This window comes from candidate division WOR-3 bacterium (assembly GCA_011052815.1).
Lineage (GTDB): Bacteria > Hydrothermota > Tepidihabitantia > SM23-42 > SM23-42 > DRIG01.
The window spans coordinates 15887-39393 of record DRIG01000086.1 but is presented as its reverse complement, the minus strand read 5'-3'; the positions used below and the strand labels follow the sequence as shown (position 1 = coordinate 39393).

21 protein-coding genes are annotated in these 23507 nt (G+C 40.1%); 15 read left to right on the top strand and 6 right to left on the bottom strand.

What is annotated here, in order from left to right:
* The 5 genes from ENI34_08160 to ENI34_08140 form a co-directional block, all read right to left on the bottom strand.
* Positions 1–305, bottom strand: a 305-nt coding sequence (locus ENI34_08160; GenBank protein HEC79096.1) for a hypothetical protein, incomplete at its 3' end; no start/stop codon positions are given.
* Between the two features lies 1 nt (position 306).
* Positions 307–1605, bottom strand: a complete 1299-nt coding sequence (locus ENI34_08155; GenBank protein ID HEC79095.1) for a hypothetical protein — start codon at positions 1603–1605, stop codon at positions 307–309.
* Complete coding sequence (locus ENI34_08150) at positions 1598–2710, bottom strand: glycosyltransferase family 1 protein (GenBank protein ID HEC79094.1); 1113 nt, start codon at positions 2708–2710, stop codon at positions 1598–1600. The genes ENI34_08155 and ENI34_08150 overlap by 8 nt, the downstream gene beginning before the upstream one ends.
* Positions 2685–4076, bottom strand: a complete 1392-nt coding sequence (locus ENI34_08145) for a hypothetical protein (protein HEC79093.1) — start codon at positions 4074–4076, stop codon at positions 2685–2687. Before ENI34_08145 ends, ENI34_08150 begins: the two co-directional genes overlap by 26 nt.
* Positions 4076–5302, bottom strand: coding sequence for a hypothetical protein (locus ENI34_08140; protein ID HEC79092.1), 1227 nt, complete (start codon positions 5300–5302; stop codon positions 4076–4078). Before ENI34_08140 ends, ENI34_08145 begins: the two co-directional genes overlap by 1 nt.
* Before the next feature lie 247 nt (positions 5303–5549).
* Between ENI34_08140 and ENI34_08135 the strand changes: the two genes are divergently transcribed.
* The 8 genes from ENI34_08135 (at position 5550) to ENI34_08100 (ending at position 12550) form a co-directional block, all read left to right on the top strand.
* Positions 5550–6044 carry a roadblock/LC7 domain-containing protein gene (locus tag ENI34_08135; GenBank protein HEC79091.1) on the top strand — a complete coding sequence of 165 codons (495 nt, stop codon included), beginning with the start codon at positions 5550–5552 and terminating at the stop codon, positions 6042–6044.
* Positions 6045–6103: 59 nt separating this feature from the next.
* On the top strand, positions 6104–6685 hold the full coding sequence (locus tag ENI34_08130) for a gliding-motility protein MglA (GenBank protein ID HEC79090.1): 582 nt from the start codon (positions 6104–6106) through the stop codon (positions 6683–6685).
* Between the two features lie 18 nt (positions 6686–6703).
* Positions 6704–6994 (top strand): hypothetical protein, encoded by a 291-nt coding sequence (locus tag ENI34_08125; GenBank protein HEC79089.1) that lies wholly within the window; start codon positions 6704–6706, stop codon positions 6992–6994.
* Between the two features lie 117 nt (positions 6995–7111).
* Complete coding sequence (locus tag ENI34_08120; protein ID HEC79088.1) at positions 7112–10471, top strand: DNA polymerase III subunit alpha; 3360 nt, start codon at positions 7112–7114, stop codon at positions 10469–10471.
* Positions 10472–10502: 31 nt separating this feature from the next.
* A complete protein-coding gene (locus ENI34_08115; protein ID HEC79087.1) occupies positions 10503–11177 on the top strand; it encodes a hypothetical protein in 675 nt (224 codons plus the stop codon).
* Positions 11178–11290: 113 nt separating this feature from the next.
* Positions 11291–11617: a thioredoxin gene (gene trxA / locus ENI34_08110; protein ID HEC79086.1), complete on the top strand. Its 327-nt coding sequence runs from the start codon at positions 11291–11293 to the stop codon at positions 11615–11617.
* A 14-nt stretch (positions 11618–11631) separates the two neighbouring features.
* A complete protein-coding gene (locus tag ENI34_08105; GenBank protein ID HEC79085.1) occupies positions 11632–12129 on the top strand; it encodes a TlpA family protein disulfide reductase in 498 nt (165 codons plus the stop codon).
* Positions 12130–12154: 25 nt separating this feature from the next.
* The gene (locus tag ENI34_08100) at positions 12155–12550 is read left to right on the top strand and encodes an OsmC family peroxiredoxin (GenBank protein ID HEC79084.1); all 396 of its coding nucleotides are present in this window, start codon (positions 12155–12157) and stop codon (positions 12548–12550) included.
* 2 nt (positions 12551–12552) lie between these two features.
* Here ENI34_08100 and ENI34_08095 read toward each other — a convergent pair whose 3' ends face one another.
* Positions 12553–13977, bottom strand: coding sequence for a T9SS type A sorting domain-containing protein (locus ENI34_08095; protein HEC79083.1), 1425 nt, complete (start codon positions 13975–13977; stop codon positions 12553–12555).
* A gap of 340 nt (positions 13978–14317) precedes the next feature.
* On the opposite strand from ENI34_08095, the gene ENI34_08090 reads away from it, so the two are divergent.
* The 7 genes from ENI34_08090 to ENI34_08060 all read left to right on the top strand — a co-directional run bounded on the left by ENI34_08090 (position 14318) and on the right by ENI34_08060 (position 23506).
* A complete protein-coding gene (locus tag ENI34_08090) occupies positions 14318–14626 on the top strand; it encodes an ArsR family transcriptional regulator (protein ID HEC79082.1) in 309 nt (102 codons plus the stop codon).
* A 114-nt stretch (positions 14627–14740) separates the two neighbouring features.
* Entirely contained in the window at positions 14741–14983 is a 243-nt protein-coding gene (locus tag ENI34_08085; protein ID HEC79081.1) for an Lrp/AsnC family transcriptional regulator, read from the top strand.
* Between the two features lie 253 nt (positions 14984–15236).
* On the top strand, positions 15237–17012 hold the full coding sequence (locus ENI34_08080) for a sigma-54-dependent Fis family transcriptional regulator (protein ID HEC79080.1): 1776 nt from the start codon (positions 15237–15239) through the stop codon (positions 17010–17012).
* Between the two features lie 181 nt (positions 17013–17193).
* The gene (locus tag ENI34_08075; protein HEC79079.1) at positions 17194–18468 is read left to right on the top strand and encodes an ATP-binding protein; all 1275 of its coding nucleotides are present in this window, start codon (positions 17194–17196) and stop codon (positions 18466–18468) included.
* Between the two features lie 793 nt (positions 18469–19261).
* Positions 19262–20581 (top strand): radical SAM protein, encoded by a 1320-nt coding sequence (locus tag ENI34_08070; protein ID HEC79078.1) that lies wholly within the window; start codon positions 19262–19264, stop codon positions 20579–20581.
* A 1-nt stretch (position 20582) separates the two neighbouring features.
* A complete protein-coding gene (locus ENI34_08065) occupies positions 20583–21764 on the top strand; it encodes an MFS transporter (GenBank protein ID HEC79077.1) in 1182 nt (393 codons plus the stop codon).
* On the top strand, positions 21764–23506 hold the full coding sequence (locus ENI34_08060; GenBank protein HEC79076.1) for a radical SAM protein: 1743 nt from the start codon (positions 21764–21766) through the stop codon (positions 23504–23506). The genes ENI34_08065 and ENI34_08060 overlap by 1 nt, the downstream gene beginning before the upstream one ends.
* Position 23507 lies beyond the last annotated feature (1 nt).

Genomic DNA, 23507 nt, shown 5'->3' with positions numbered 1-23507 from the left:
TTAGTTGATTTTATGACTTTATTCAATCGGAAAAGATTTTTCATAAAAAGGAAGACGTCATATAAACAGGTAAATAAATTCAATCCCCAATACCGATTATGCCATCTCATTCTTATCGGTTTCAGCATATCGGTTTTTACTGTAATGACTTTTATTCCGACATTATTCAACACTTCTGGAAAATCACCCGGTGGGCAGGCGACGATAATTTCGAACTGCTCCTTGAGCCCTTTGATAAGCGAGAGTAAAGATATTTCACCACCGCCGATAGTGCTGAACGTGTTGTAATAAAGTATTTTACGCATACTACTTCTTCATTCTGAATATTCGCCGGAGGACGAGATAAACGCTGCCGAAGTCTGGAATCAATATTTCTTTTAAGGAAAGTCCGGTTACATTAACAAAAAAGACCAGCGTAAGAACGAATGAAAAGAGATAAGCAAAGGTTGTCGCCAATGCAGCTCCGGTGATACCCAATCTTGGAATCAGCAGTAAATCAAAGAGAATGGTTAATAACAACGAACAGACCGTTACGATACTTCCATACTGGGGTTTTCCTCGGCCGTGTAAATGTCCTGTAAGAATTTTGACCATGCCGAATGCAATAACTCCGGGTATAAGAATACGAAGGGGTATCACGGATTCGATAAACCGTTCACCGTAAAAAATTCTTATTAAAAAAGGGGCGACGAGACAGATTACCGAACCCGCCATCAACATTATTGTGATTGAAGTTCGACTGACTTTTCGAGTGAACTCGTTTGCGGACCGTGTATCTTTAGCTGACACCTTCGGGAACAGTGTTACTGATATGGAATTCGGTATATACCATAGAAATTCAGCTATCACGACGCTGAGGGCATATAGTCCGACTTCCCTGATGTCGAGATAATAGCTGACCAGAAACATGTCCAAGCGATAATTGAAAAACTGGAAAAAGATACCGACCTGTCCTTTTAGTCCGTATTTAATGCTTTTCACCAGGTGTTTTTTGTTGATTGAAAGCGGATATTTTACATAATTTTTTATTAACACTATTGACAATATCACGGGGACAACATATGAGAGAAGGATTGCAATGAAGCCGCCTTTTATATTCAGCTTAAATACTATAATCAACAACACCACCAGAGTCAATTTCGTAACCGGTTCGCTGATTCTCAATATATTGTATTCCTTGAATTTCTCCAATCCCTGAAAAAGAGTTTGAACAAAACCGTAGCCGAGAATAAAAGGGAAGACTATAATCGCAAAATTAATGATCTGAGGATGAATGTTCTTCAGTATGGAAGTGCACAGAAACGGTCGAGCGAGAATAAAAATACAGATCAAAACCGTGGTGGAAAACAACCAAACCACAATATTATTGCTTATTATGTTAGGTAAGGATTTCCTTTCTTTACTTGCATAATAGACATTGGCGAATTCCATTCCCATTCCCCCCAAAAGTTTCATCGTTGTAGCAATAAGTACAATCAGCGTCAGAGACCCCTTCCCGGCCGGTCCAAGAAATCGGGCAATGATAATACCCGCAAGTACGGTCAGAGGTAGAATCAAAACCTGGGTTGACAAAACCGAGAATGTTTTTTTGAAATATTCAGACATTTAAGTTTGACAGGATATAATCATTTAGTTTTTGACTCATCTTATCAAAACTGTAGAATTTCCGATATCTCTCTTTCGCTTTTTCGCCCAATTCACGGATTCTTTCAGGTGAATCAAGCAGGGAAATCATCGCATTTTTAAGTTCAGCGGTATTGTTGGGTTCGACAATAACTCCGGCGTCGCCGATTATTTCAGGTATATCTGAGACGCGGGTTGCAATTATCGCCCGACCCGACGCCATCGCGTCGAAGAGTTTTGCCGGCAGCTGAGTTTGTCCGCAGGAAGTGTATTTTTGAGGAATGACCACGATATCAGCACCTGCCATATATTCCGGTATCTTATCGAAACGAACTTGATCCTGGAACTGAATTCTTTTATCTCTTTTTGCTGACGCCTTGAGTTCTTGGCAGTAGGCGCTTTTTTTATTAAATCCGACGATTTGCAGAACGACGTTATTATAGGGGATCAGTTTGAACGCCTCAATTAGTTCTTTTAATCCCTTATGCGGCCTTGGAGTTCCAAGAAACAGAACGGTTTTTTTTGAACTTTTCATTCCTGGTTTTGGCGGAATGATTTTTCTCAAATGGGGCACTACTAACCCCCCGTACATTTTCTTTAAACTGTTTGATGATACTGTTATTAAATCCGCCCGCGCGATGTATTTGTCCATAACGGCACACGGAAAGAAAGAAAAGGGATTATTAATGTGATAAAGTGCCTGTAGATATTTTTGTAGAATATTTTTTTCTTTAAAAGGAGCCATTTCCCAATCGTCGATGTCCAATATCAACGGCAGTTTGAATTTCTTTTTGGCGATCAATGCCGGGCCATAGCTGGTTATTAAAGGTTTGGTTATATAAATCACCTCTCCTTTTATTTTTTTTATTATGCGGTTTATTCTAAGAATGAATTGTGTAAGATTCAGAGGTGTCTGGATCGGTAGAAAAGGGACATCCCTGACCTTTGCCAGAGGGAACCATACTTCATTCTTAAAGATCGGGCCGATGATGCTTACTCTATGATACCTCTGGAGTAATTGTGCAAGCAAGTAACTTCGGCCGAGGCAATTGCTTGAAAAATCAGGCGTGATTATCGCTATATTCATACGCAATATTATTTCGGTTGATAATAACGGCGATCAAGGTGATCCATATAACGTTCAATAAATATTTAATCATCAACGGACTTGCAATACCGAGGATTATCCAGGAAATGAGGAAAGATATCATTGTGCCGGAAAAAGCTTTCATTATCCCTGTTGAGCTGCTTTTGAATGCCCTGACTGCTTGGATGAGTGCAAATGCGATCAAGATAAAAAAAGGCAGTGTTCCTACGACGCCCAATTTCCACAAGAGCATAAGGTAAGAGTTATCGATCCACCGCACCTTGAATATACCACCCATAAAACTATATGAAATTTGACTTCCAAGACCACTTCCGAAAATCGGCATATGTTTGAATTGTTCAAGAACGAGCTGGTTCGCCAGAACCCGTTGTTTAATGGAAAGGATTTGGCTGAGTGTGAGTAATGTTGATGCACGGGCGGTGATAAACGTCCATAAATCAATACCGATTATTTTGACCACGATTAACATGGTGATGATAAATCCTGCGATGATGACTGTTCCGACTATGGATACACGCCGCCAGTTGACCTCTTTATGAAAGAGGAAGAGGACGATTATAATTCCAATAGTGAGCGCTATCCATAATCCCCGGGTGAGTGTTATGGCGATGCCGCTCAAGGCCAAGATAAGCGTCGTTATGAGAAGTAATCTTTTTATTAATGAAACCTTCATTATAAGAAGATAGCTGAATATTAAAGGTATTGTGAATATAAAGACCAATCCCTGATTCGGTTTGATTCTGATAAAGGTTCCTCCGGTTAAGTTGAGAATAAAGATGATAAGGTATTGTAAGGCGACAATGGCCGTGATAAAAATGAGGATGTTCATGAAATATCTGAATGTTTTTTTCCCCTGCATCAATGAAGGGATAAAGAAATATAAAGAAAACAAAGAGAGGGTCAGAAAATCCCTTCTGATAAGTTCAGTTTCACATCCCCTCAGGATACCCATCAGGGTGGTAACAACGAGATAACTGCAGAAGAACAACATGGGTATTTTCAGGTGCGTCGGTTGGTATCTTCTCTGTTTGGTTATTATTTCAATTAATAGAAATATGATGACGACCAACAGCGCCGACCATATGAATTTAAGTTCGATTCCGAGGTTGAGCGGAGGAATTTCATGCCCGTGACCCGGGACGAGAAAGATTATCGCCAGGATCAACAAGAAAGATAACTCAATGTTGTATAGAATTAAAATAAAGAAAGAGAGTATAAAGAGTGCAATCAGGACGGGTTTGAAGAAATGATAAAACAGCAGGCCGAAGCCTATTTGCAAAGCAACAATCGTGAAAAAGAGCGTGGGTTTTATTTCGAAAGAGGATGATGTTTGCGTCTTTAACATTATGCGGACCTTTTCATAAAAGAGTGGATTATTGTACGGGTGTGTTTGAAATCACGGTGGATTTCATTTATAAATCTCTTTAGAGCGTTCTTGCTGTCGCTTTTAGAATAACGGTGAAATGTGATTGCATACATTACACTGAAAGTAACAGCGCAGTAAAGAGCCAGCAGTGCGATTAATCGTCGATTCGGAGATGATTTCTTTTCAGGAATCCGGGCTTTATCCAGAATCTGAACTGTGGGCGTATCTTTCACTTCCATTATCCTTGCCTGTTCGTATTGCTGGGCCAGTAGTTCGTACACCGCTTCTTGAACCTTAACGTCTCTCAGTAATCTCGCATATTCTAAAGAAACCTCAGGAAGTTCAGAGAGCGGGATCGAAAAGCCTGCGCCGAACTCATCTCTCTTCTTCGTCTTGCTGCCGAATTCAATTTTCGCAAGTTGTTTTCTCATTTCTCTTAATTCTCGTTCGATACTTTGAATATATGGATTATCGATCCCACTTACCGCTTTTTTCTGCACCTCTTTTAAAATAACTCTGCTTTTCAAAGACGCAATAGTTTCGATTACTTTTTTAATCTCAGTATCAAGGGCGACGGTTCGATTTTTCTTCTGAAAATTTTTCAGTGTTTCCTCTGCCCTGGCCAGAGAATCTTCAGCTTCTTTAAGTCTTTTTTCAATGAACAGGCGGTATTTTTTAGCCGAGGTTATTGATATTTCTTTGTTGAATTTATCGAGTTCTTCTATATAAGCATTTGCTATTTTTGTTGCAAGATACTTATCTCTGTATGTTACACTTATCGAGATTATGCCTTCAGGGCTTATCTTTATCTGCGTGATATCGGTTAATTTTTTGTGGGTATCGTACATGGTTCTGGTTTTAAATTTCTGTTTTAAATTGAACTGTTTTATTATTCTACTTCTTACTTTACCGCTTTTCATTATCGCCGTATAGAGATCTGAAGGAGTTGCCAAACCGGGAAGAATCGAACTTAAGGCGGGAATACCTGCGTTCCCGGTCGATAGACCTCCGACAGTTAGATCCAGGGATGTCGTCTGTTCTGTGCCTGGAGGCAATATTGTTGCTGTGGCGGTGAATTGCGGAGTTAATAGAAAACTGACGATGATTGCAATGATTGTTATAATAATCGTGTTTCTTAAGACAGACTTTCGTTGGTTGATTACAACTTTAAAATACTCAATAAAAGTATCATTTTTTCCATCCATGGATAAATGGAAGTATAATCAGATTTAAGATTATGTCAACAGAACAATGCGCTGCGGTTAGTTTAAAGATAAAACTGGACTGAATTTGTTTTGAAATTACGCCGCAAAAAAACGTCAGGGGCATAACAGACGATAAAACTGAGCCGGGTTTTCTCTTTAAAAAGCTCCCCAAATTCGGATTCAAGCTTTTTCCGGCGGGCATTAAAAAGTGGCTTGACTTTTCGTAAATAATATTTATAATAACACAATGCGTGAGGGTATTAATATTTTTGAAGAAGATTTCTGGGCGATTAACGACACCCTGAATCAGCTTCTGCAGGGCACAAATGCCCGCACCATTCTATTGATTGATAAAGCAGGTCAGCTGATCACCTCAGCCGGTGACACCACTAGTCTCGACACATCATCTTTTGCAACCCTTTCTGCTGCTGACTTTGCGGCTACAAGCCAACTCGCGTCGCTGATCGGGGAAAAGGAATTTTCAACACTCTTTCACCAGGGGGAAAAAGAGAACCTCTACGTCTGTCTTATCGCCGACCGCGTAATCCTGGCGGTAATTTTTGATCAACGTACAACCCTCGGCCTGGTGAGGGTGAAGGCGAAGAACACTGCGGCGGAGCTCGAAAAGATTTTCTCTGAGATATTCGATAAATTAGAGAAAGAGACCGGTCCATCCAAAGAAATCGATGCGGATTTCACCAAAGCGGCTGAAGAAGAGCTGGATAAACTCTTTGGATTCTAAGGGCGGATGAGCACGAAGCGATGTCAGCAAAGGCAGGATATATCAGGTAACGGATAGATATGGCTCTGATAAACTACGCATCACGGGAAATAAACGCCAAGATCGTCTATTATGGACCGGGGCTGGGCGGCAAGACCACGAATATAAAGTATATTTACACCAAATTAAATCCTTCGATCAAAGGAAAGCTTATCAGTCTGGCGACAGAGCTTGATCGAACGCTCTTCTTTGATTTTTTGCCGGTCGATCTCGGCACTATCCGCGGATTTAAAACACGGTTTCACCTCTACACGGTCCCAGGCCAGGTTTTTTACAATGCGTCACGTAAACTTATTCTGAAAGGTGTTGACGGTATTATCTTTGTCGCGGATTCACAGATCGAACGTTTTGATGAAAATATAGAGTCGCTCGAGAATATGCAGGACAACCTGAGGACCTATAATCTATCCCTGGACAGGATTCCATTTGTCATTCAGTACAACAAAAGGGATTTACCCAATATAACTTCGGTCGAAGAATTACAGAAGGTTTTAAATCCCGAAAATAAATATCCATATTTTGAAGCTGTTGCGACTCAAGGAATCGGAGTTTTTGAAACGTTAAAAGAAGTTTGTAGACATGTGCTTAAAGCACTGTCATAATTTATAAAGTACCTTTACATGTCAACACAGAGATGCAGTAAGTGCAGCAAATTGATAAATCCCGGCGACCTGTTCTACAGACTGACGATCAAGGTCTTCGCCGACTTTGACGGGGTTATAAATTTGAACGGCAAGAAGATTGATCTGGACAAGGAATTCGAAAAGATAAAATCATATCCCGAGGAATTGATCGAGGAAGAGGTCTATAAAGAATTTGATTTTGTCTTATGTCCGCGCTGCAAGGAGATATATTGCGCCAATCCCCTGCACTTGCCCCTTGATAAAGCCAAGTTCGATGAAACAATTTAAGAAGAAAAGGCGGGTTGTCCGGTCCCGAACACTATATATAGTGTTATTCGTAGAAGTGACACACTATATAAGATGTGTCCTTCTGCAGCCGGGCAGGCGGGTGTGTAAATTTTAGTTATGTCTTTTGTTCATCTTCACAATCACACCGAGTATTCACTTCTTGACGGAGCGATGAAGATCGACCGGCTTACCGAGCTGGCGGCGAAATACAAGATGTCGGCACTGGCGATCACTGACCACGGAAATATGTTCGGTGCGATTAAGTTCTATAAGAGCGCCCACAAACGGGGTATAAAACCGATCATCGGCATTGAAACCTATATCGCTCCGAGGTCGCGGTTTGATCAGTCAAGAAACCTGCGGATCCCTGAGTCGTCGTTTCACCTTACCCTGCTCTGTGAAGATGAGACCGGGTACAGAAATTTGATAAAGCTCTCTTCTGCCGCCTACTTGGAAGGGTTTTATTACAAGCCCCGTATCGACAAAGAACTTTTGATGAAACACCATAAAGGACTCATTGGTCTGTCAGGGTGTCTTAAAGGTGAGATTCCTTATAAGCTCGGCGCCGGTGATCTTGAAGGAGCACGCCAGGCACTCCAGGAATATCAGGACATCCTCGGCAGAAACAATTTTTATATAGAAATCATGCGTCTGGGATTGAAGAGGGAGAAGAATATTCACAATAGTTTAATCGAGCTCGCCAAAGAATTTGATGCACCGCTGGTTGCGACGAACGATTGCCATTACTTTGCTCCGGATGATTATAAGGCGCACGATGTGCTTTTGTGTATCGGAACAAAGAAGACCCTGTCTGACCGGGAGCGTCTGCGTTTTGAAACCCGTCAGGCCTATTTCAGGCCGCCGGAGGAGATGAAGAAGTTGTTTGAAGACCTGCCAGAAGCGATTACAAACACCCAGTTGATTGCTGAAAGGTGTAATCTATTGATCGACACTACGGGTAAAGAGGTGAAGCTGCCCAGTTTTCCCAGGCCAGCCAATTTTGAAACTGACTTTGAGTATCTGAAGTACTTGACCTTTGAAGGAGTGCGCCACAGGTTCGACCGCATCACACCGGGAATTGAAGAGCGTCTGAATTACGAACTTAATATCATCAATAAAATGGGCTTGTCCGGTTACTTTCTTATTGTTCGGGAAATTATCGATTTCGCCCGTAAACGGGGAATTCCAGTGGGCCCGGGAAGGGGCTCGGCTGTGGGCAGTCTGGCACTCTATGCCCTGGGCATCACCAATGTCGATCCCTTAAAGTATAACCTTATCTTTGAGCGATTCTTAAATCCGGGCAGACTTAGTCTTCCTGACGTTGATGCTGATTTCGGTGACACCAGAAGGGACGAGGTGATTGATTTCATCAGACAGAGATACGGAGAAAAGAACGTCACCCAGGTGATTACCTTTGGAACAATGCAGGCAAGGGCAGTGGTGCGGGACGTTGGAAGGGTGATGGGGATCGCCTATAATGAAATCGACCGGCTTGCCAAGTTGATTCCTTTCCACAAGACGATTGATGAAGCGTTGAATGAGGTAAAAGAGTTAAAACTTCTGGTTGAAACAAAAGAGGAGTATAAAGAATTATTCAACATCGCCCGGAAATTAGAAGGGCTTGCCCGTCATCCTGCGACCCATGCAGCGGGCGTGGTCATCACCCCCAAAGAATTGGTTGAATACGTCCCGCTGTACAAAAGTCCTGATAAAAAAGAAATCTCCACGCAGTATGCTAAGAACTCCCTTGAAGACATCGGCATCCTTAAGATGGATATTCTGGGGTTGAGGACATTGACTGTGATCGATGACACCCTGAAGCTCATCGGCAGACAGGTCGGTGATATTCCGATCTACGACAAACAGACTTATGAAATGCTAAAACGCGGAGAGACAGTGGGAGTATTTCAACTTGAGAGTCAGGGAATGCAGGAGATCCTCAGGAGCTTTAAACCGGAAAACTTTGAAGAGTTGATCGCCGTGATTGCGTTGTATCGGCCCGGACCTATGGGTAATATCCAGAAACTGATTGAGAATAAAGAACATCCGGAAAAGATTAAATATATGCATCCGTTGTTAGAACCCATTTTAAAAGAAACTTATGGTATGATTGTTTACCAGGAGCAGGTGATGCAGATTGCCTCGCGCATTGCCGGTTTTACCATGGCTGAAGCTGATAATCTGCGCCGCGCCATGGGTAAAAAGATTCCCGAGTTAATGGATGAAAACCGGGAGAAATTTATCCAGGGAGCAAAACAGAATGGTCTTTCTGCCGAGGTCGCCGAGACGATATTTAATCGAGTGGCACCTTTTGCGGGTTATGGTTTTAATAAGTCGCACGCCGCGGCATACGCTGCTCTGGCAAATCAGACCGCTTATCTGAAGTGCCATTTTCCCCAGGAGTTTATGATTTCATCCCTGAACAGTGAGATTAACGATACCAAAAGATTGTGGATTTTAATCAGGGAATCACGAAGGCTCGGGATTGACGTTTTACCGCCGGACATCAATAAGAGTGATTACGGATTTAAAAAAGAGGGTAAGAACATCAGATACGGACTCGGCGCCCTGAAAAACCTGGGTAAACCGATAGTGCTCGCAGTGCTTAAAGAACGACAACGCGGTCCGTTTACGTCTTTTTTTGATTTCCAGACAAGAACCAAGGGAATTAACCGCAAGTCCCTTGAATCATTGATCAAAGCCGGCGCATTCCAGTGTTTTGAACCTGACATCAAAAAACTCCTCAAGACATTCCAGCGCGGCAAAAAAGAGATCGGTACCCAGCAGAGCCTCTTTGCTGTGGACCCTGAAGATAACGATAACAATAAGAACGACAGTGAAAAGGACGAAGACACGATCTTCTTTCAAAAAGAGGCGTTCGGCTTCTATTTTTCAAAACACCCCCTAGAGAATTATAAAGAGGAATTTTCCGCGCTGGGTCTCGTTCCCATAAGCAGTCTTAACAGTGTAAAGGACGGTGATTACATTACAATCGGCGGTTTGCTCAATGCAAAAAAGGTGAAAAAGGACAAAAAGGGCAGGAATTACGCCATAATCAATCTTGAGGATTTTGAAGGTTCAATCGACGTCTTCATCTTTTCTGACAATTTTGAAAAGTATGCACCCCTTTTAAAGATCGACACGCCGCTCATAATAAAGGGGAAGATTTCCGGTGATGAAGACCGAAAGTCGATCCGTGCCGAACACGTCGTCTTATTTAAAGACGCACGTAATTATTATAAAAAGATATTCATCAACTTTAACACCGACACACTGCCTCAGGAAAATCTGAAGCACCTGCGTGAGCTCCTGGAAGCAAACCGTGGTGAGTGTGAGGTGTGGTTCAAAATAAACGGCAAAGAAGAATCGCGCAATTTCCGTTCCAAGTCGATAAAGATAAGCCCTGCACCCCATGTTCTGGCTCAGATTAAAGAGATTGTAGGTGAGGTTTCTCTGAAGATATACGGCCGAATATGAGCAATCTCACCATAAAAAGGAGGTTTTAAAAATGCTTTTTGTCTTTTTATTATTTAATCTATACTATGTTGACCAGCCGTATTTGAGCACCCCAGAACATGCCTCTTTTGATATTCAGCTTCGTTTTGGGCCGGTCGGAGAGATAATCGGGTTTTTCAATATCGGAGTCTGGGACCGCTTTGGATTCGGAATAAGTTACGGCGCTTCTAATCTCATTGGTGCAGGAAACCCGGAATTTTATGAATTGCCGGGTGTGCAGGCGAAGATCGTGGCAGTGGAAGAGGGAATTACCGTGCCGAAGCTGATTTTCGGTTTTGATAATCAGGGATACGGAGAATATGACGGCACTAGATACGATATCCGTGCCAAGTGGCTATACGCCCAGGTCGGAAAGACGTTTTCTTATCCGGGATTGAGTTTTGTCCCGAGTTTTGGCTTGAATTACTCGTTAGAAGGCGAAAATCAGTTTGATCTGTTCTTCGGCTCTTCACTGCAGTTCGGTACTGGTTCGGCTTTTATTGTGGATTACAGCCCTAATTTCGGAGATCCCAGGGATCATAATATGGGTTATTTGAACATCTCTCTGAAGTTCATCTTTTATGAAGAGCTCTTCTTTGAATTTGCTTTGCGCGACCTGCTGGGAAACAGCCGTGGGAACTTTCAGTTGAACAGGATGATAAGGCTTGGTTATGAACAGAGTTTTTAGGAATGTTTCACGTGAAACATTGGGCTTTTTCAGAGAAAGTTTTTTGAGGTCGAAATTCGGTTTAACTTGGACAGTAAACAAAATGCAGGATAAATCAATTGAAGGAGGTTATTATGGTCAGGGAATTAACTGACAGCGACTTCCATCAGGAAGTAGAAAAATCAGAACTCCCTTATATTGTTGATTTTTGGGCAATATGGTGTGCTCCGTGCTCCATGGTCGCCCCTATTTTAGAAGAAATCGCAAAAGAGTATGACGGTAAACTGAAAGTGGGAAAGGTAAATGTCGATAATGAAATAAAGACGGCGAATGAATTCGGGATACAGAATATTCCGACGCTCATCATCTTTAAACAGGGAAAAGAAGTTGACCGAATCATCGGTGCGGTTCCAAAGGCCCAGATTTTAAAGAAATTAAAGCCTTACATAGAGGGGCAATAACACTGGAGGAAAAGATGAAGAGAATAAAATGGTTGAGTCTGTTGATCGTTGCTCTGTTATTTCTCGCCTGTCCTTCAGCGGACAAGGCGAAATCAAATACGTCCTCAGCCAAGGACTTCACTTTAACCAGTATTGACAACGAAGAGATCACCCTTTCGTCACTGCAGGGAAAGGTCGTGCTTATTGATTTCTGGGCGACCTGGTGTCTGCCCTGTCGAAGCAGCATTCCCGTATTTATCAAGCTGTACAATAAATATAATGATCAGGGTTTTGTCGTACTGGGCATCAGCCGGGAAGACAAGAGCACTTTGCTCGGTTATCGGGACGAGCACCAGATTCCTTACCCTATTTTGATCGACAACAAAAACGTGGCGGCGGATTACGGAGTAAGGGCGATTCCCAACATATTCATCTTGGATAAAAAAGGGAAGATAAGAAAGACTCAGGTCGGGTTTTCGCCGCAGCTTGAAGCCCAGTTTGACGCCTTTATTGATTCTTTATTAAAAGAATAAAGGCATTTCTTTAAAAGGAAGTTCTGTGATAAGGTTACACTGGAATAAAGGTCTTCAGTTCACGGCTGAGGACGACTACGGACACAAGCTGATTGTCGATACCGCAGTAAAGATCGGTGGTTATGACCAGGGATTTCGGCCCATGGATCTGCTTCTGGTCGCCCAGGCAGGTTGTATGGCAATGGATATTGTTGCGATCCTTCAGAAAAAAGGCGGTAAAATAAAAAGTTTTGAGGTTACTATTGAAGGCCGACGTGCAGAAAAACATCCAAAGAGATACGAAAAGATAAAATTGAAATTCGAATGCAAGGGTGATTATCGCCGGGAAGACCTTTTACGGTCGTTTGAACTCTCTAAGGATAAATACTGCGGTGTCTTTGCAACCCTGCACAATGCCCCGGAGTTTGAATTTATAATTTAATCTTATCTTAATCTGACGACTTTCTTCACAATCCGCTTTCTGCTGTTCTTTAAAACACAGAAATAAGTACCAGGGGGAACTTCTTTTCCAGAATCAGTGGTGCCGTCCCACACAATCTTCTTTAACAAAGGTAAGCTTGAGCTGTTAAATTCTTTAACCAACCTTGCTGCAGTGTTAAAGATCTTGATGCTGGATACTTCGCCTCTATAAGAAATCACTGTTTTGTTTGTAAAGGGATTGGGCGTGATCTCCAGAACTCCCTGCTGAGTGTTTCTTTTCCTTACTTCTTCAGTATTTACCGGATAACTGAAGTCAGCAAAGTAGATACTGTAAGGCGGACTGCTGCCCTGTGTCCAGATCATGGATGCACCACAGCAACTGGGTGCGCGGACAGGTTCATTAATGTTGAACAGAGTGCGGATTGTTCCACTGCTCCAGCCGCTGTTAAAATAATAAGTATTATAATAGATGTCAACAACACCAGCAGAATCTTCCTGCCAGAAGAGATACGACCATGCTGTCGTTACTGTGGAAACAACCGGAAATTTGGAATCGCCGGGCGTTGAATACCCTCCGCCATTACCCATGAAAAAGTGAACTTCATAATTGTTATTGTATTCATCTTCATAATCATAACAACCGGATAATGAATCTTCGCCGTGGTCGTAATCAATTGAAGAATGCTGGGTCGGTTTGTAATGGCCCCAGATCCAGTCGACTGACGACCATACAGTATCTGCCATGTATCTATAAAGAATCAAATAAGGAGAATAACTGCCGTAGTCGATTCCGTCCCACACCACATAGACTTGGTTGTCAGGAGCAAAAATACCGATCGAAGGCAGGGTGTGCGTGGTATTGGTCCAGTCCGGACTGACCTGAAAGATCGTTCCTAGAGAACCGGCTTTGCAGTTTCGGTAGAGTATCTTATTATAATTCCCCTCTTGTTCGGTCCAGACAATGTGTGCTGTAAGGGATGAATCAACCACGACGTCCGGAGTGATTGAATTTTCCGCAGAGCAGCTGATATTGACCGGCGGAGCATAATCCTCAAGACAATCATAATAGATGTTATAAGTTCCGGATATTGTATCCAACTGCTGCCAGACGATATGGCGGAACCCGAAGCAATCCACGTCAATCGCCGGGAAAATACCGGGCCCGAGGGTCGTCAACCCCTGCCACGTGGTTCCTCTGTTTGTTGAGTAGATGAACTTTACACTGTCTGCACTGTGAAAGACCACTGAAACCGTATCTTCACCGTTTATCTCTTTTCTGACGGCTATCTTATGACTGTTGTTGAACAGCGTGGCGTCGAACGATTCCGTGGTTGCGACAAATGTATAGAAATATTGGGCTCTGACTGTATTCAGAAGCATTGCAAATAAAATTACAGCCATATAAGGCACACGGTTATTTATACGCATGATACACCTCCTCTTTTATCCGTTTTTCCTGCCCTGTTGCGGATTCAATTCGTACTGCTCATTCCCGTAGTATTGGACCTTTGTCGTCTTCTCCCCTCTTTCTCTCATCATTGATTTTTATGCATCACCTTTCAACTTTTGTCCTCTACTTTCTTTCGTTGTGACACACTTATTCCTCACGACTATATAACTATCATATGACTATTAACTATTATATAGCTATTTATCATATAGCTATTATGTACTTAATTATAAAAGAAATCAAGTGCCTCGTCAAGGGATGATTATCATTTTCACATTTTGTCAATTGACAAAATGTGAAAATGAGATATAATGGTATATGGCTAAGAAAAAGATACCAGAGGTCCGTTACCGGGCGTCGCGCATCTGCCGTGCCCTGGCAAATCCCACGGCGTACGAGACTCTCCACATCCTTAAAAAAGGGAAAAAAACTCCGGAGCAGCTCGCTCACATTCTCGGCATCAGCGTTCCGACGATCTCCCACGTTCTTCGTGTTCTGCGTGATCTTGACCTGGTGCGCTATGATATAAAGTGGCGGGTACGTCATTACTGGTTGAAGATCGATCTTATTAAAGAGATTATGGCAAGGCTTGAAGATCTGGTAAAGATGATTGAAAAGATGGAATAGTCCGAATCACTGCCATGCCTGAACGCTGACCAAAACAGAATACACACAATTTTTATCTTGACCTCGCTTTGATATTTGGTATAATTACCGGGAACAATAAAAAAGGAGGAAGCAATGTCAGTTGCTGCTTATTTATTAATCAATACTGCAACAGGGAAAGAGGGTGATGTTGTTGACGCCCTGAACAGAATAAACGGTGTAAAACACGCCCATGTCGTAACCGGACTTCATGATGTGATCTGCTATGCCGAAGGCAAGGATCTAAATGAACTTAAGTCCATTATCATCAACGACATCAGAGGAGTGGAGGGCATCCAGCGCACGGTTACCTGTTTTGCGCTTGATGTGAGCGAGTAGAATTACAACAGTCCCGACTCAGGTTATGAAAGAACAGCTCTGTCGGGGCTGTTTTTTTATTGAATAAAAAGACGGATTTGTTGCGAATATCTTTCCTGTTACACTTAAGTATCACACTGATAATTGACTTTGTTCTGAATTTTTGTATAATCAAACTGAGAGAAGGTACGAGCTGATCTGGTTCTGAAGAACGGGTCGGTTTGTACCTTTTTGTTTAGTCGGTAAAGTTTAAAGATAGATAAAAAGGGAAGAGATGAATAAGAGAAAGAGTATAATCAAAGAGTCAATCAAACGCTGTCGGGAAATGGGGTTGAATCCCGACGTAAAGAGATTACGTAGAAGGGTCGACAAAACAGAGTTGCACAGGAGACAGAAGAGGCATAAATTCCTGCTTGACGCCGCGCTTCCTTATATGATGCTTATGGCAGAAACCTTTAAAGAGTGTGGTTCTTTGACCGCTCTCCTTGATTCTGAATGCTGCATATTGAAGATCGTCGGTCCCCGTAAGGTCTTAGCCAGTAGAAAAAAGTACGGACTTGTTGAGGGCGCGTTCCTGTGCGAGGAAGACGCGGGTACAAACGCAGCATCTCTCTGTTTGAAAACACGAAAACCGTTCTATGTCTCCGGTACTGAATATTTTACGAAATTCCTCAGGAACGGTTCCTGCTTTGCTGCGCCGGTAATTGACAGCGGTCTTCTGTTGGGGATCATCGTTATTATTCATCCCAACCGTAAAAGCCATCCTCATACATTCGCCCTCGTCAAGACACTGGCGCATCTCATCAGCCGGGAATACACCGAGATAACTCAGGGCAATTTCATTATTTCCGTGTGTGATCTGCTCAATAACGGTATTGTTCTGACCGAACAGAACGGCCGGGTCTGGTACGTCAATTTCAGGGCTCGCCAGATCCTGGAGATTGGCAGAGGTGAAAATATTCGGGGGGATTTCAACATCGACCTTTTTTCTTCAAACAGAATTTCCAATGAGATCGTTTATTCCCGACGTACGAAATCGTCGTTTATGGTCACCCGTAAACAGTACAGCAATAAATTTTTATTTCTATTCGAGCCGCTCAAAGAGAAATTAGAAAAAGACAAAAAAATCAAAGCGGTCTTTGCTCCGTACACCACTGAAGACATCATCGGGTTGAATGAAATAAAGCAAAAGATCCGACATCTTGCAATGCAGGACATTAACATTTTGATTGTTGGAGAAAGCGGTACCGGCAAGGAACTGATTGCGTCGGCGCTCCATAATGCCAGCCACCGTGCTGCAGCACGTTTCGTGGTGGTGAACTGCGCTGCGATTCCTGATACCCTTTTTGAAGCAGAACTGTTCGGGTACTCTAAAGGGGCGTTCACTGACGCCCGGTATGATCGAGTTGGACGGATTGAATACGCATCCTGCGGTACACTCTTTCTCGACGAGATCGGCGATTTACCGTTTGATGTTCAGGGTAAACTCCTGCGTGTACTTGAGACGAAAAAGGTCTCTCCGCTGGGTGGGAATAAAGAGAAAAAGATCGACGTACGATTCATCTTCGCCACCAACCGCAATCTGGAAAAGATGGTCAGAGAAGGAAAGTTTCGGGAAGACCTGTATTACCGTATAAACACACCGGTGATTAATATCCCGCCGCTTCGGGAGAGAAAGGCGGAGATCCCTAATTTGATTGAGCACATTCTTTTGAAGTTAAAGGACAACCATCACGGATTCATCGCCGGTCTGACCGAAGAAGCGGTCTCTTTGCTTATGGAATACGACTATCCGGGGAATGTCCGGGAATTGGAAGGGATCATAAGACAGGCGTTTTTAACCTGTCGGAAAGAGTACATTGATGCGGACGACATCGGATTGAAGACCGGCCAGCCGGTTTCCCTGAAAGAAAAGGTGCGGCGTTATCGGGCGAATCTGGTCTATGAAACGTTTCTCGCCCACAGCCGGGACGTGAAAAAAGTCAGTCGACTTCTGGATCTCAGCATCCGACAGGTCTACCGCTGCATCAAAGAAGCGGAGAAGAACTGAGTGATGGATGAACCAAGGACTTTTGTGAATTCTGATAGCGCTGATCAATTAAAATAACTTATGGAAACCAGAGTTGTTTTTGACTCAAGGTTTGATCATGAACAAAGGTGATTGGTTCAGAGGCCATTAACCCGAGAAATTCGGTACTTGACTTTCTTAAAAATCGGACTAAAATGGTAATATGATTAAAAGAAAGTTGTTTAAAGAACTTAAAGCCCACCTTTCCAGGAAGGAAATCAGTTTTATCGTGGGGCCGAGGCAGGCAGGAAAGACTACCCTGATGCTTTTGCTTAAAGATTACCTGGAAAAGAAAGGAGAAAAGACTCTTTTTTTGAACCTGGATATTGAAGAGGATAAAGAATTTTTCAGTTCCCAGTCAAGGTTGGTAAAGAAGATCGAATTGGAGATAGGCGAACAGAAGGGATTTATCTTTATTGATGAAATTCAACGGAAAGAGAATGCCGGACTGTTCTTGAAGGGAATTTACGACATGAACTTGCCGCATAAATTCATCACTTCGGGTTCGGGGAGTGTGGAGTTGAAAGAAAAGATTCACGAATCACTCGTAGGGAGGAAGAGGCTTTTTGAACTCTCAACTCTGTCTTTTGAAGAGTTTACGAATTTTAGAACTGAATATAAGTATGAAAACAGACTTGCGGATTTTTTCTCGGTAGAAAGCAGTCGGGTTTATGACCTTCTTGAAGAATATTTAAATTTTGGTGGATACCCGCGGATTGTTCTCGAGAAAGAACTGATAGAGAAGCGGAAAGTAATGAACGAAATCTATCAAAGTTATATTGAACGAGATATCTATTATCTATTGAAGATCCAGAAGACTGAAGCGTTCAGTAATCTGGCGAAGGTAATGGCGGCTCAGATTGGGAGTCTGGTGAATCTTTCGGAATTGTCGTCGACACTGGGCATATCTGTTAAGACCGTAAAAGACTATCTTTGGTATCTGGAAAAGACTTTTATCATTCAGAGAATATCTCCTTATTTTAAAAATATTCGAAAAGAAATTACGAAATCACCGATCTTTTACTTCTATGACCTCGGTTTGAGGAATTTTGCATCCGGAGATTTCGGTGGCCTGAAAGATATGGGTTTTGTCTTTCAGAATTTTGTTTTCAATGCTTTGAAAGAGAAGATCAAAATGAGTTCGTCAAAAATCTGTTTTTGGCGCACAAAGGATAAAGCAGAAGTTGATTTTGTGATTGATTCGGGAAAAGGCCTTATTCCGGTTGAGGTTAAATATAAAAAATTAACAATACCAAAAATTCCCAGGGCGTTGAGAAGCTTTGTGGATAAATATAAACCGGGGAAAGCACTGGTGGTAAATCTTACGCTTGATACAACGATATATATTAACCGGACAGAAATTCTATTTATCCCGTTTTTCAGAATACTGGAAAATCGTCTTTTTGAATCTGGAGCTAAAGTTGGAAGTAAAGACTGAGGCATGGCACAGATAAATCGGGTAATGTACTACCAGATGGTGTATATTTTTGCAAATTAGCAAATACAGGTTAGAAAAATAGTTTTAATTCGATAACTCAGTAAATCATCTATTTGTCTTTTATCATTTTTCACATTTTGTCAATTGACTAAATGTGAAAATGAAGATGGAGAGAAAAATGCAGGGAGGGTTGTTGAATTCCCCTGTGATTTCGGGAGATTTTAAAAATAGTTGTTCAAAATCGGCTGATTTTTGGGGTTTTGACATTTTATGTCAAAACCACTGACAAAAATGTCACAACGGCAAAGTACTGTAAAATAAAGCACTGCGTGATTTTGCCCTATTTTTTTCAAAAAATCTGTGACAAAAATGTCACAAACCCAGAAAAAAGTCTTGAAATTTCAGGATAAAATTCTGGCACAAAAATTGCAAGTTAAGTATATGATCTCTAATGAAAAAGAGATCTAGAAGAGTTTGGCCCTGACTTATGTGCTCACTTAAGTAATGTTTTAACTAATCTGTTAAAAAATCAGTGAGTTTTTATTGTTAGGGGCACAAGTGGACATATATTAAAAATACAAACAAGGAGGTAAAAATGCAAAAAACAGTGAAAGAAAATTCTACGGAGAAAGAGTTAATTCTCGCAGAACTGCTCTCTGAACTGAATGATGAGGGATTTATTCAATTCGGAGGCACCGGAGCTTGCACACAATGTAGTGCTCCTTACCATCAACGCTGATTTTGACAGAGGGGAAGGTTATCTTCCCCTCTTACATAATTTATTAACTAAATTATGAAGCAATTTTCTTTCATAAAATTTATAAATTTCCGAAGAGAAAATAATAGTACGTTAATAGTTGACAAACGTAATTATTCATATATCATTGTTTACAGGACTCTTTTACTTTATTATATTCTTAAAGAAATGCAAAAAGACAGATCGTACGATAGAATTCCGATGGTTCTGGCTAATAGATATAATGTTCCAGTGGGCATCATGGAGAAAAAAATAAATGAATTGCTTCACGTGGTTCAAAAACACTGGTTATCTTATAATAATAAACCAGATAAAAGTAGTTGTAATTATTTTGAACGATCATTATCATTGAGGGTACCTATAAGTTTAGAAATTCTTCTTACATATAAGTGCAACCTTAAGTGCAACCATTGTTTGTATGGAACTATCCCAGGCGAGGGTAATGAAATGTTAACTGAAGAGATATTAAATATTGCTGCTCAAATGGAAAAAGAAAAAATTTTTTTTGTCGCATTCAGTGGAGGTGAACCAACTTTGCATAAAGATTTTTTCGTACTCTTAGAAGAATTCTCTCGCCGAAAAATAGAAATTGGACTTTCGACAAATGGAATTTTATTAAACCAAATAAAATTTATTAAACGTCTGGAAAGATTTAATATAAAATCCTTTAATATTTCTATAGAAGGCTCGAATGCTTCAATGAACGATGATTTACGCGGCTATGGTACCTTTTTTAAAATTACCAAAGCATTAAGAATGCTTGTGAATTCAGGTCGGGCTGACCAAATAGTGGTTAAGATAACTTATGGAAAACAAAATTATCTTTATATAGAAAATATTGTTAACTTACTACGAAAAATAGGAATTAAGAAAATTGCATTCCACCGGCTTAAAAAATGGGGGCGAGCGAAAAAATTAAAAGAATATATTCCTACTTACAGAGAAATTGAATATGTAAATAAAAAAATACTAGAACTACGAACAAAATATCCTGATGTAATAATTGAAGGTGATTCGGCTTACACACAAAGTAAAGTAAACTCTTGTGCAGTTTCTCTGAGTTTAACAATTCTTCCCAGTGGCGATGTTGTTCCATGTAATATTTTTGGAGTAAATACTACGCGTGAAATAATTCTGGGGAATGTAAAAGAACAACCGATCAAAAAAATTTGGAACAATACGAAATCAAAAACTATACGAAGTTATGTGCAATATTTATTTAAATCAAATAATTATATTTGTTCAAAATGTGCTGATTTCCTTTATTGTCCATCTCCACGATGTATAGCTTACAATTACCTTAGTCATAAAAAATTTTTAAGTAACCCATATAAATGTTTTCACCTCAATACATAGAATGAGAATTTTTAATTATATTTATTTTTTTTCGTCATTTATCAATGGAATAATCGGTCCCTATCTAATCTTATACTTCTATGAAAGTGGTTTGGATTCACAAGACATAGGATTGATGTTTGTTATACATTACCTAGGTGTTTTGATCTTTGAAATACCAACCGGTGCTTACGCAGATCTGGTAGGACGCAAAAAATCTGTTGCAGTATCCTTTCTTGGAGGTGGTTTTTTATCTCTCCTGATGTACTTTGTGATTCATAAATATCAATTTTTTTTAGTTTTTCTGCTTAAAGGGATCATGGCGACATTCTGCTCTGGAGCACTGGAAGCATGGTATGCTGAATCTATTTCTAATGGAGAGGAAAACGTCGTTCACTATTGGAGTAAAATTGAGTCGATAAGTTATATCGGTTCATTAACTGGATTTATTCTCAGCAGTATTCTTGTTGCTAATAAATTTCTCAAGGAACTCTGGCTTTTTATGGGGATGGGGACAATAACTCTCGGTATGTTTATACTGATGGTTGGAGTTGATAAGAGAAGAAGAAAAAAGTTGTCGGTAGTGGACGCCTATAGGAAATATCTTAAAACAATAAAAAAAGGTATGGAAGTTATGTATTCCAGAAAAGTATTACTCCTGCTCAATTTTGCCCTATTCTTTTTCTTTGCATCCTCTGGAGTAATATCACTCGTTTGGCAGCCGTTTTTCAATTACAGATTAGGTGTTGACAAAACATATTTTGGAATTATTACTTGTTTAACGACAATCGGTGCAATACTTGGCGCAAAATATGCCGGTAATTTAAATAGTATTTTTAAAAATGAAGCTAAAAGTCTAGTAGTTGAATCCGTAATTGTTAGTCTAATGGTTGTAATAATGGTAAATTTATCTGCTATGTATAAAGTGGCATATATTGTTGTTTTTATTTTCTATATGTTCTTTTATGCAATGCAACGTCCTTTATTTCAATCCTTAATAAACAAATATTTATCAGACGATATAAGAGCCACAGCTCTTTCTGTAAACAGCTTAATGATTGGGTTTTCGACGATACTTTGCTCCATCGTTTTTGGCTTGAGTGATAAAATAGGATTCCGTCCTGTGTTAGGAATATCATTTTTATTTATTTTAATTGTTCCTATCATTTATTTTTATATCTTTCATATAAAAAAGGAGCATTAATGGAACCGACTGTAGTTGTTAGGGAATATATTGCAACAATTTTCCAAACATTCAGTAAAGTTATAGAATTTGAAGATGAAAATGGTAAAAAAATTAATATATATGACATAAAATATCTCGCTTCCAAAAATAATTTCAAGTCAGCCATCGTAACAGAACATACAGGGCTAAATTATACTCCATATCACTATATAAGATTTACCGAACCGGTTATAATAATGATAAAAGAAATTTTGTTAATAATATTACAAAAATTTTATTTTCTTGATAAAAATAAAAAGAGGATAATTATAACAGGTTTTAGACTGAAGTTAAAATTCTGGACAAGAAAAACGACATCGCTCTTTGAAGGTTTGCGTGTTCTTTCTTCAAAATGTAATTGTTCATGTATTTATTGTTATCGTAAAAATAGTCCGCTAGATGACCATAATTATATGATGAGTCTTGATGAAGCAAATACAAGGATAAAATATTACAATGCATTGGAAAAAAAAGGATTATTCGACTATTATGTGAGTACCGGTGAATTTTTTCTGAACAAATATGCTATTCGAATCCTGGAGAAGGCTCGGAAAAAAGATCCAGTATCTCCAATTCAAATAACAACGAACGGAACTTTTTTAACTAAAAAAATTATTAAAAGATTAGAATCTTTAAAGCCCATCCATCTAAATATTTCACTGAATTCCACCTGTGTAAATCTTCGAAAGCAAATTATGGGAGGGGGATGTCACGAAAATGTAGTTAAAGGAATTTCTCTTGTTCGTGCTTATGAAATAAGTTATATAGGAAGCATTCTTATGTGGCCGGAAATTAGTTTCAATGATGTTCGAAAAAGTTTAGATTTTCTCCAAAAAATGGAAGCACTCTATGTTGTTTTATTTCTCCCTGGATTTAATAAATATAACAAACCAACTTCTTATAGCCTATCATACATGAAGACACACTGGTGTAAAATTAGAACGTTTTTTTGCAAAATTAGAAACAACTATGATATGCCGATAATTTTAGATATTAATTCCTACTGGATTTCTTCAATTTCACCAGTGATTGATGGTATTATCAAAAATTCTCCAGCTTACAATATCGGTTTAAAAAGTGGTGATGTTATATTGGCTATTAATGATAAGAAAATTTTTTCACGCAATGGATTCATTAGAGAAATGATGAAAATACAAAAAAACGGTAAGAAAGTGTGCAACTTGTTTGTAAGAAGGGGTAGTGAAAAAAAATTTTTTTCTTTACGAGAATTTGGAGATAAGAAATATGCATATCCGTACAAACCAAAGGGTTATTCGACTACCCTAGGCTCTTTTTGGGGAGTGCTTATGTGTAATTCAATTTATATCCCTGCTTTAAGGAAACTTAAACAATTGATTCTGTCTAAAGAATTCTCCCGTATTGTTGTTTTTGTATCGCCCCTTATGAAGAAGCAGTTAAACAAGTTAAGAGAGTTTATTAACCTAGAGATCTTCTTTAACAATTGTGATGTTAAATTTATTACGACAAAAAATTATTTTTGGGGTGGAAACATTATTCTTGGAGATTTAATGATGGTTGAAGATTTTTGTCGACTACTTAATACTTCTTTTGTTGAAGAATTTAAGCCTGAAGCAGTGGTAATACCTCGAACTTTTGTGGCTGGTTGGGGGCGAGATTTTAGTGGTGTACCATATACTGAAATTGAGCGAAAAACTGGGTATAGAGTTTTCCTATTGCCCTGTACGCGAATTGAGTTTTAGA

Bases quoted from the DNA above. Each gene is read 5' to 3' on its own strand.
- ENI34_08155 (HEC79095.1), bottom strand. From the start codon at position 1,605: ATGTCTGAATATTTCAAAAAAACATTCTCGGTTTTGTCAACCCAGGTT.
- ENI34_08150 (HEC79094.1), bottom strand. From the start codon at position 2,710: ATGAATATAGCGATAATCACGCCTGATTTTTCAAGCAATTGCCTCGGC.
- ENI34_08145 (HEC79093.1), bottom strand. From the start codon at position 4,076: ATGTTAAAGACGCAAACATCATCCTCTTTCGAAATAAAACCCACGCTC.
- ENI34_08140 (HEC79092.1), bottom strand. From the start codon at position 5,302: ATGGATGGAAAAAATGATACTTTTATTGAGTATTTTAAAGTTGTAATC.
- ENI34_08135 (HEC79091.1), top strand. From the start codon at position 5,550: ATGCGTGAGGGTATTAATATTTTTGAAGAAGATTTCTGGGCGATTAAC.
- ENI34_08130 (HEC79090.1), top strand. From the start codon at position 6,104: ATGGCTCTGATAAACTACGCATCACGGGAAATAAACGCCAAGATCGTC.
- ENI34_08125 (HEC79089.1), top strand. From the start codon at position 6,704: ATGTCAACACAGAGATGCAGTAAGTGCAGCAAATTGATAAATCCCGGC.
- ENI34_08120 (HEC79088.1), top strand. From the start codon at position 7,112: ATGTCTTTTGTTCATCTTCACAATCACACCGAGTATTCACTTCTTGAC.
- ENI34_08115 (HEC79087.1), top strand. From the start codon at position 10,503: ATGCTTTTTGTCTTTTTATTATTTAATCTATACTATGTTGACCAGCCG.
- trxA (HEC79086.1), top strand. From the start codon at position 11,291: ATGGTCAGGGAATTAACTGACAGCGACTTCCATCAGGAAGTAGAAAAA.
- ENI34_08105 (HEC79085.1), top strand. From the start codon at position 11,632: ATGAAGAGAATAAAATGGTTGAGTCTGTTGATCGTTGCTCTGTTATTT.
- ENI34_08095 (HEC79083.1), bottom strand. From the start codon at position 13,977: ATGCGTATAAATAACCGTGTGCCTTATATGGCTGTAATTTTATTTGCA.
- ENI34_08090 (HEC79082.1), top strand. From the start codon at position 14,318: ATGGCTAAGAAAAAGATACCAGAGGTCCGTTACCGGGCGTCGCGCATC.
- ENI34_08085 (HEC79081.1), top strand. From the start codon at position 14,741: ATGTCAGTTGCTGCTTATTTATTAATCAATACTGCAACAGGGAAAGAG.
- ENI34_08080 (HEC79080.1), top strand. From the start codon at position 15,237: ATGAATAAGAGAAAGAGTATAATCAAAGAGTCAATCAAACGCTGTCGG.
- ENI34_08075 (HEC79079.1), top strand. From the start codon at position 17,194: ATGATTAAAAGAAAGTTGTTTAAAGAACTTAAAGCCCACCTTTCCAGG.
- ENI34_08070 (HEC79078.1), top strand. From the start codon at position 19,262: ATGAAGCAATTTTCTTTCATAAAATTTATAAATTTCCGAAGAGAAAAT.
- ENI34_08065 (HEC79077.1), top strand. From the start codon at position 20,583: ATGAGAATTTTTAATTATATTTATTTTTTTTCGTCATTTATCAATGGA.
- ENI34_08060 (HEC79076.1), top strand. From the start codon at position 21,764: ATGGAACCGACTGTAGTTGTTAGGGAATATATTGCAACAATTTTCCAA.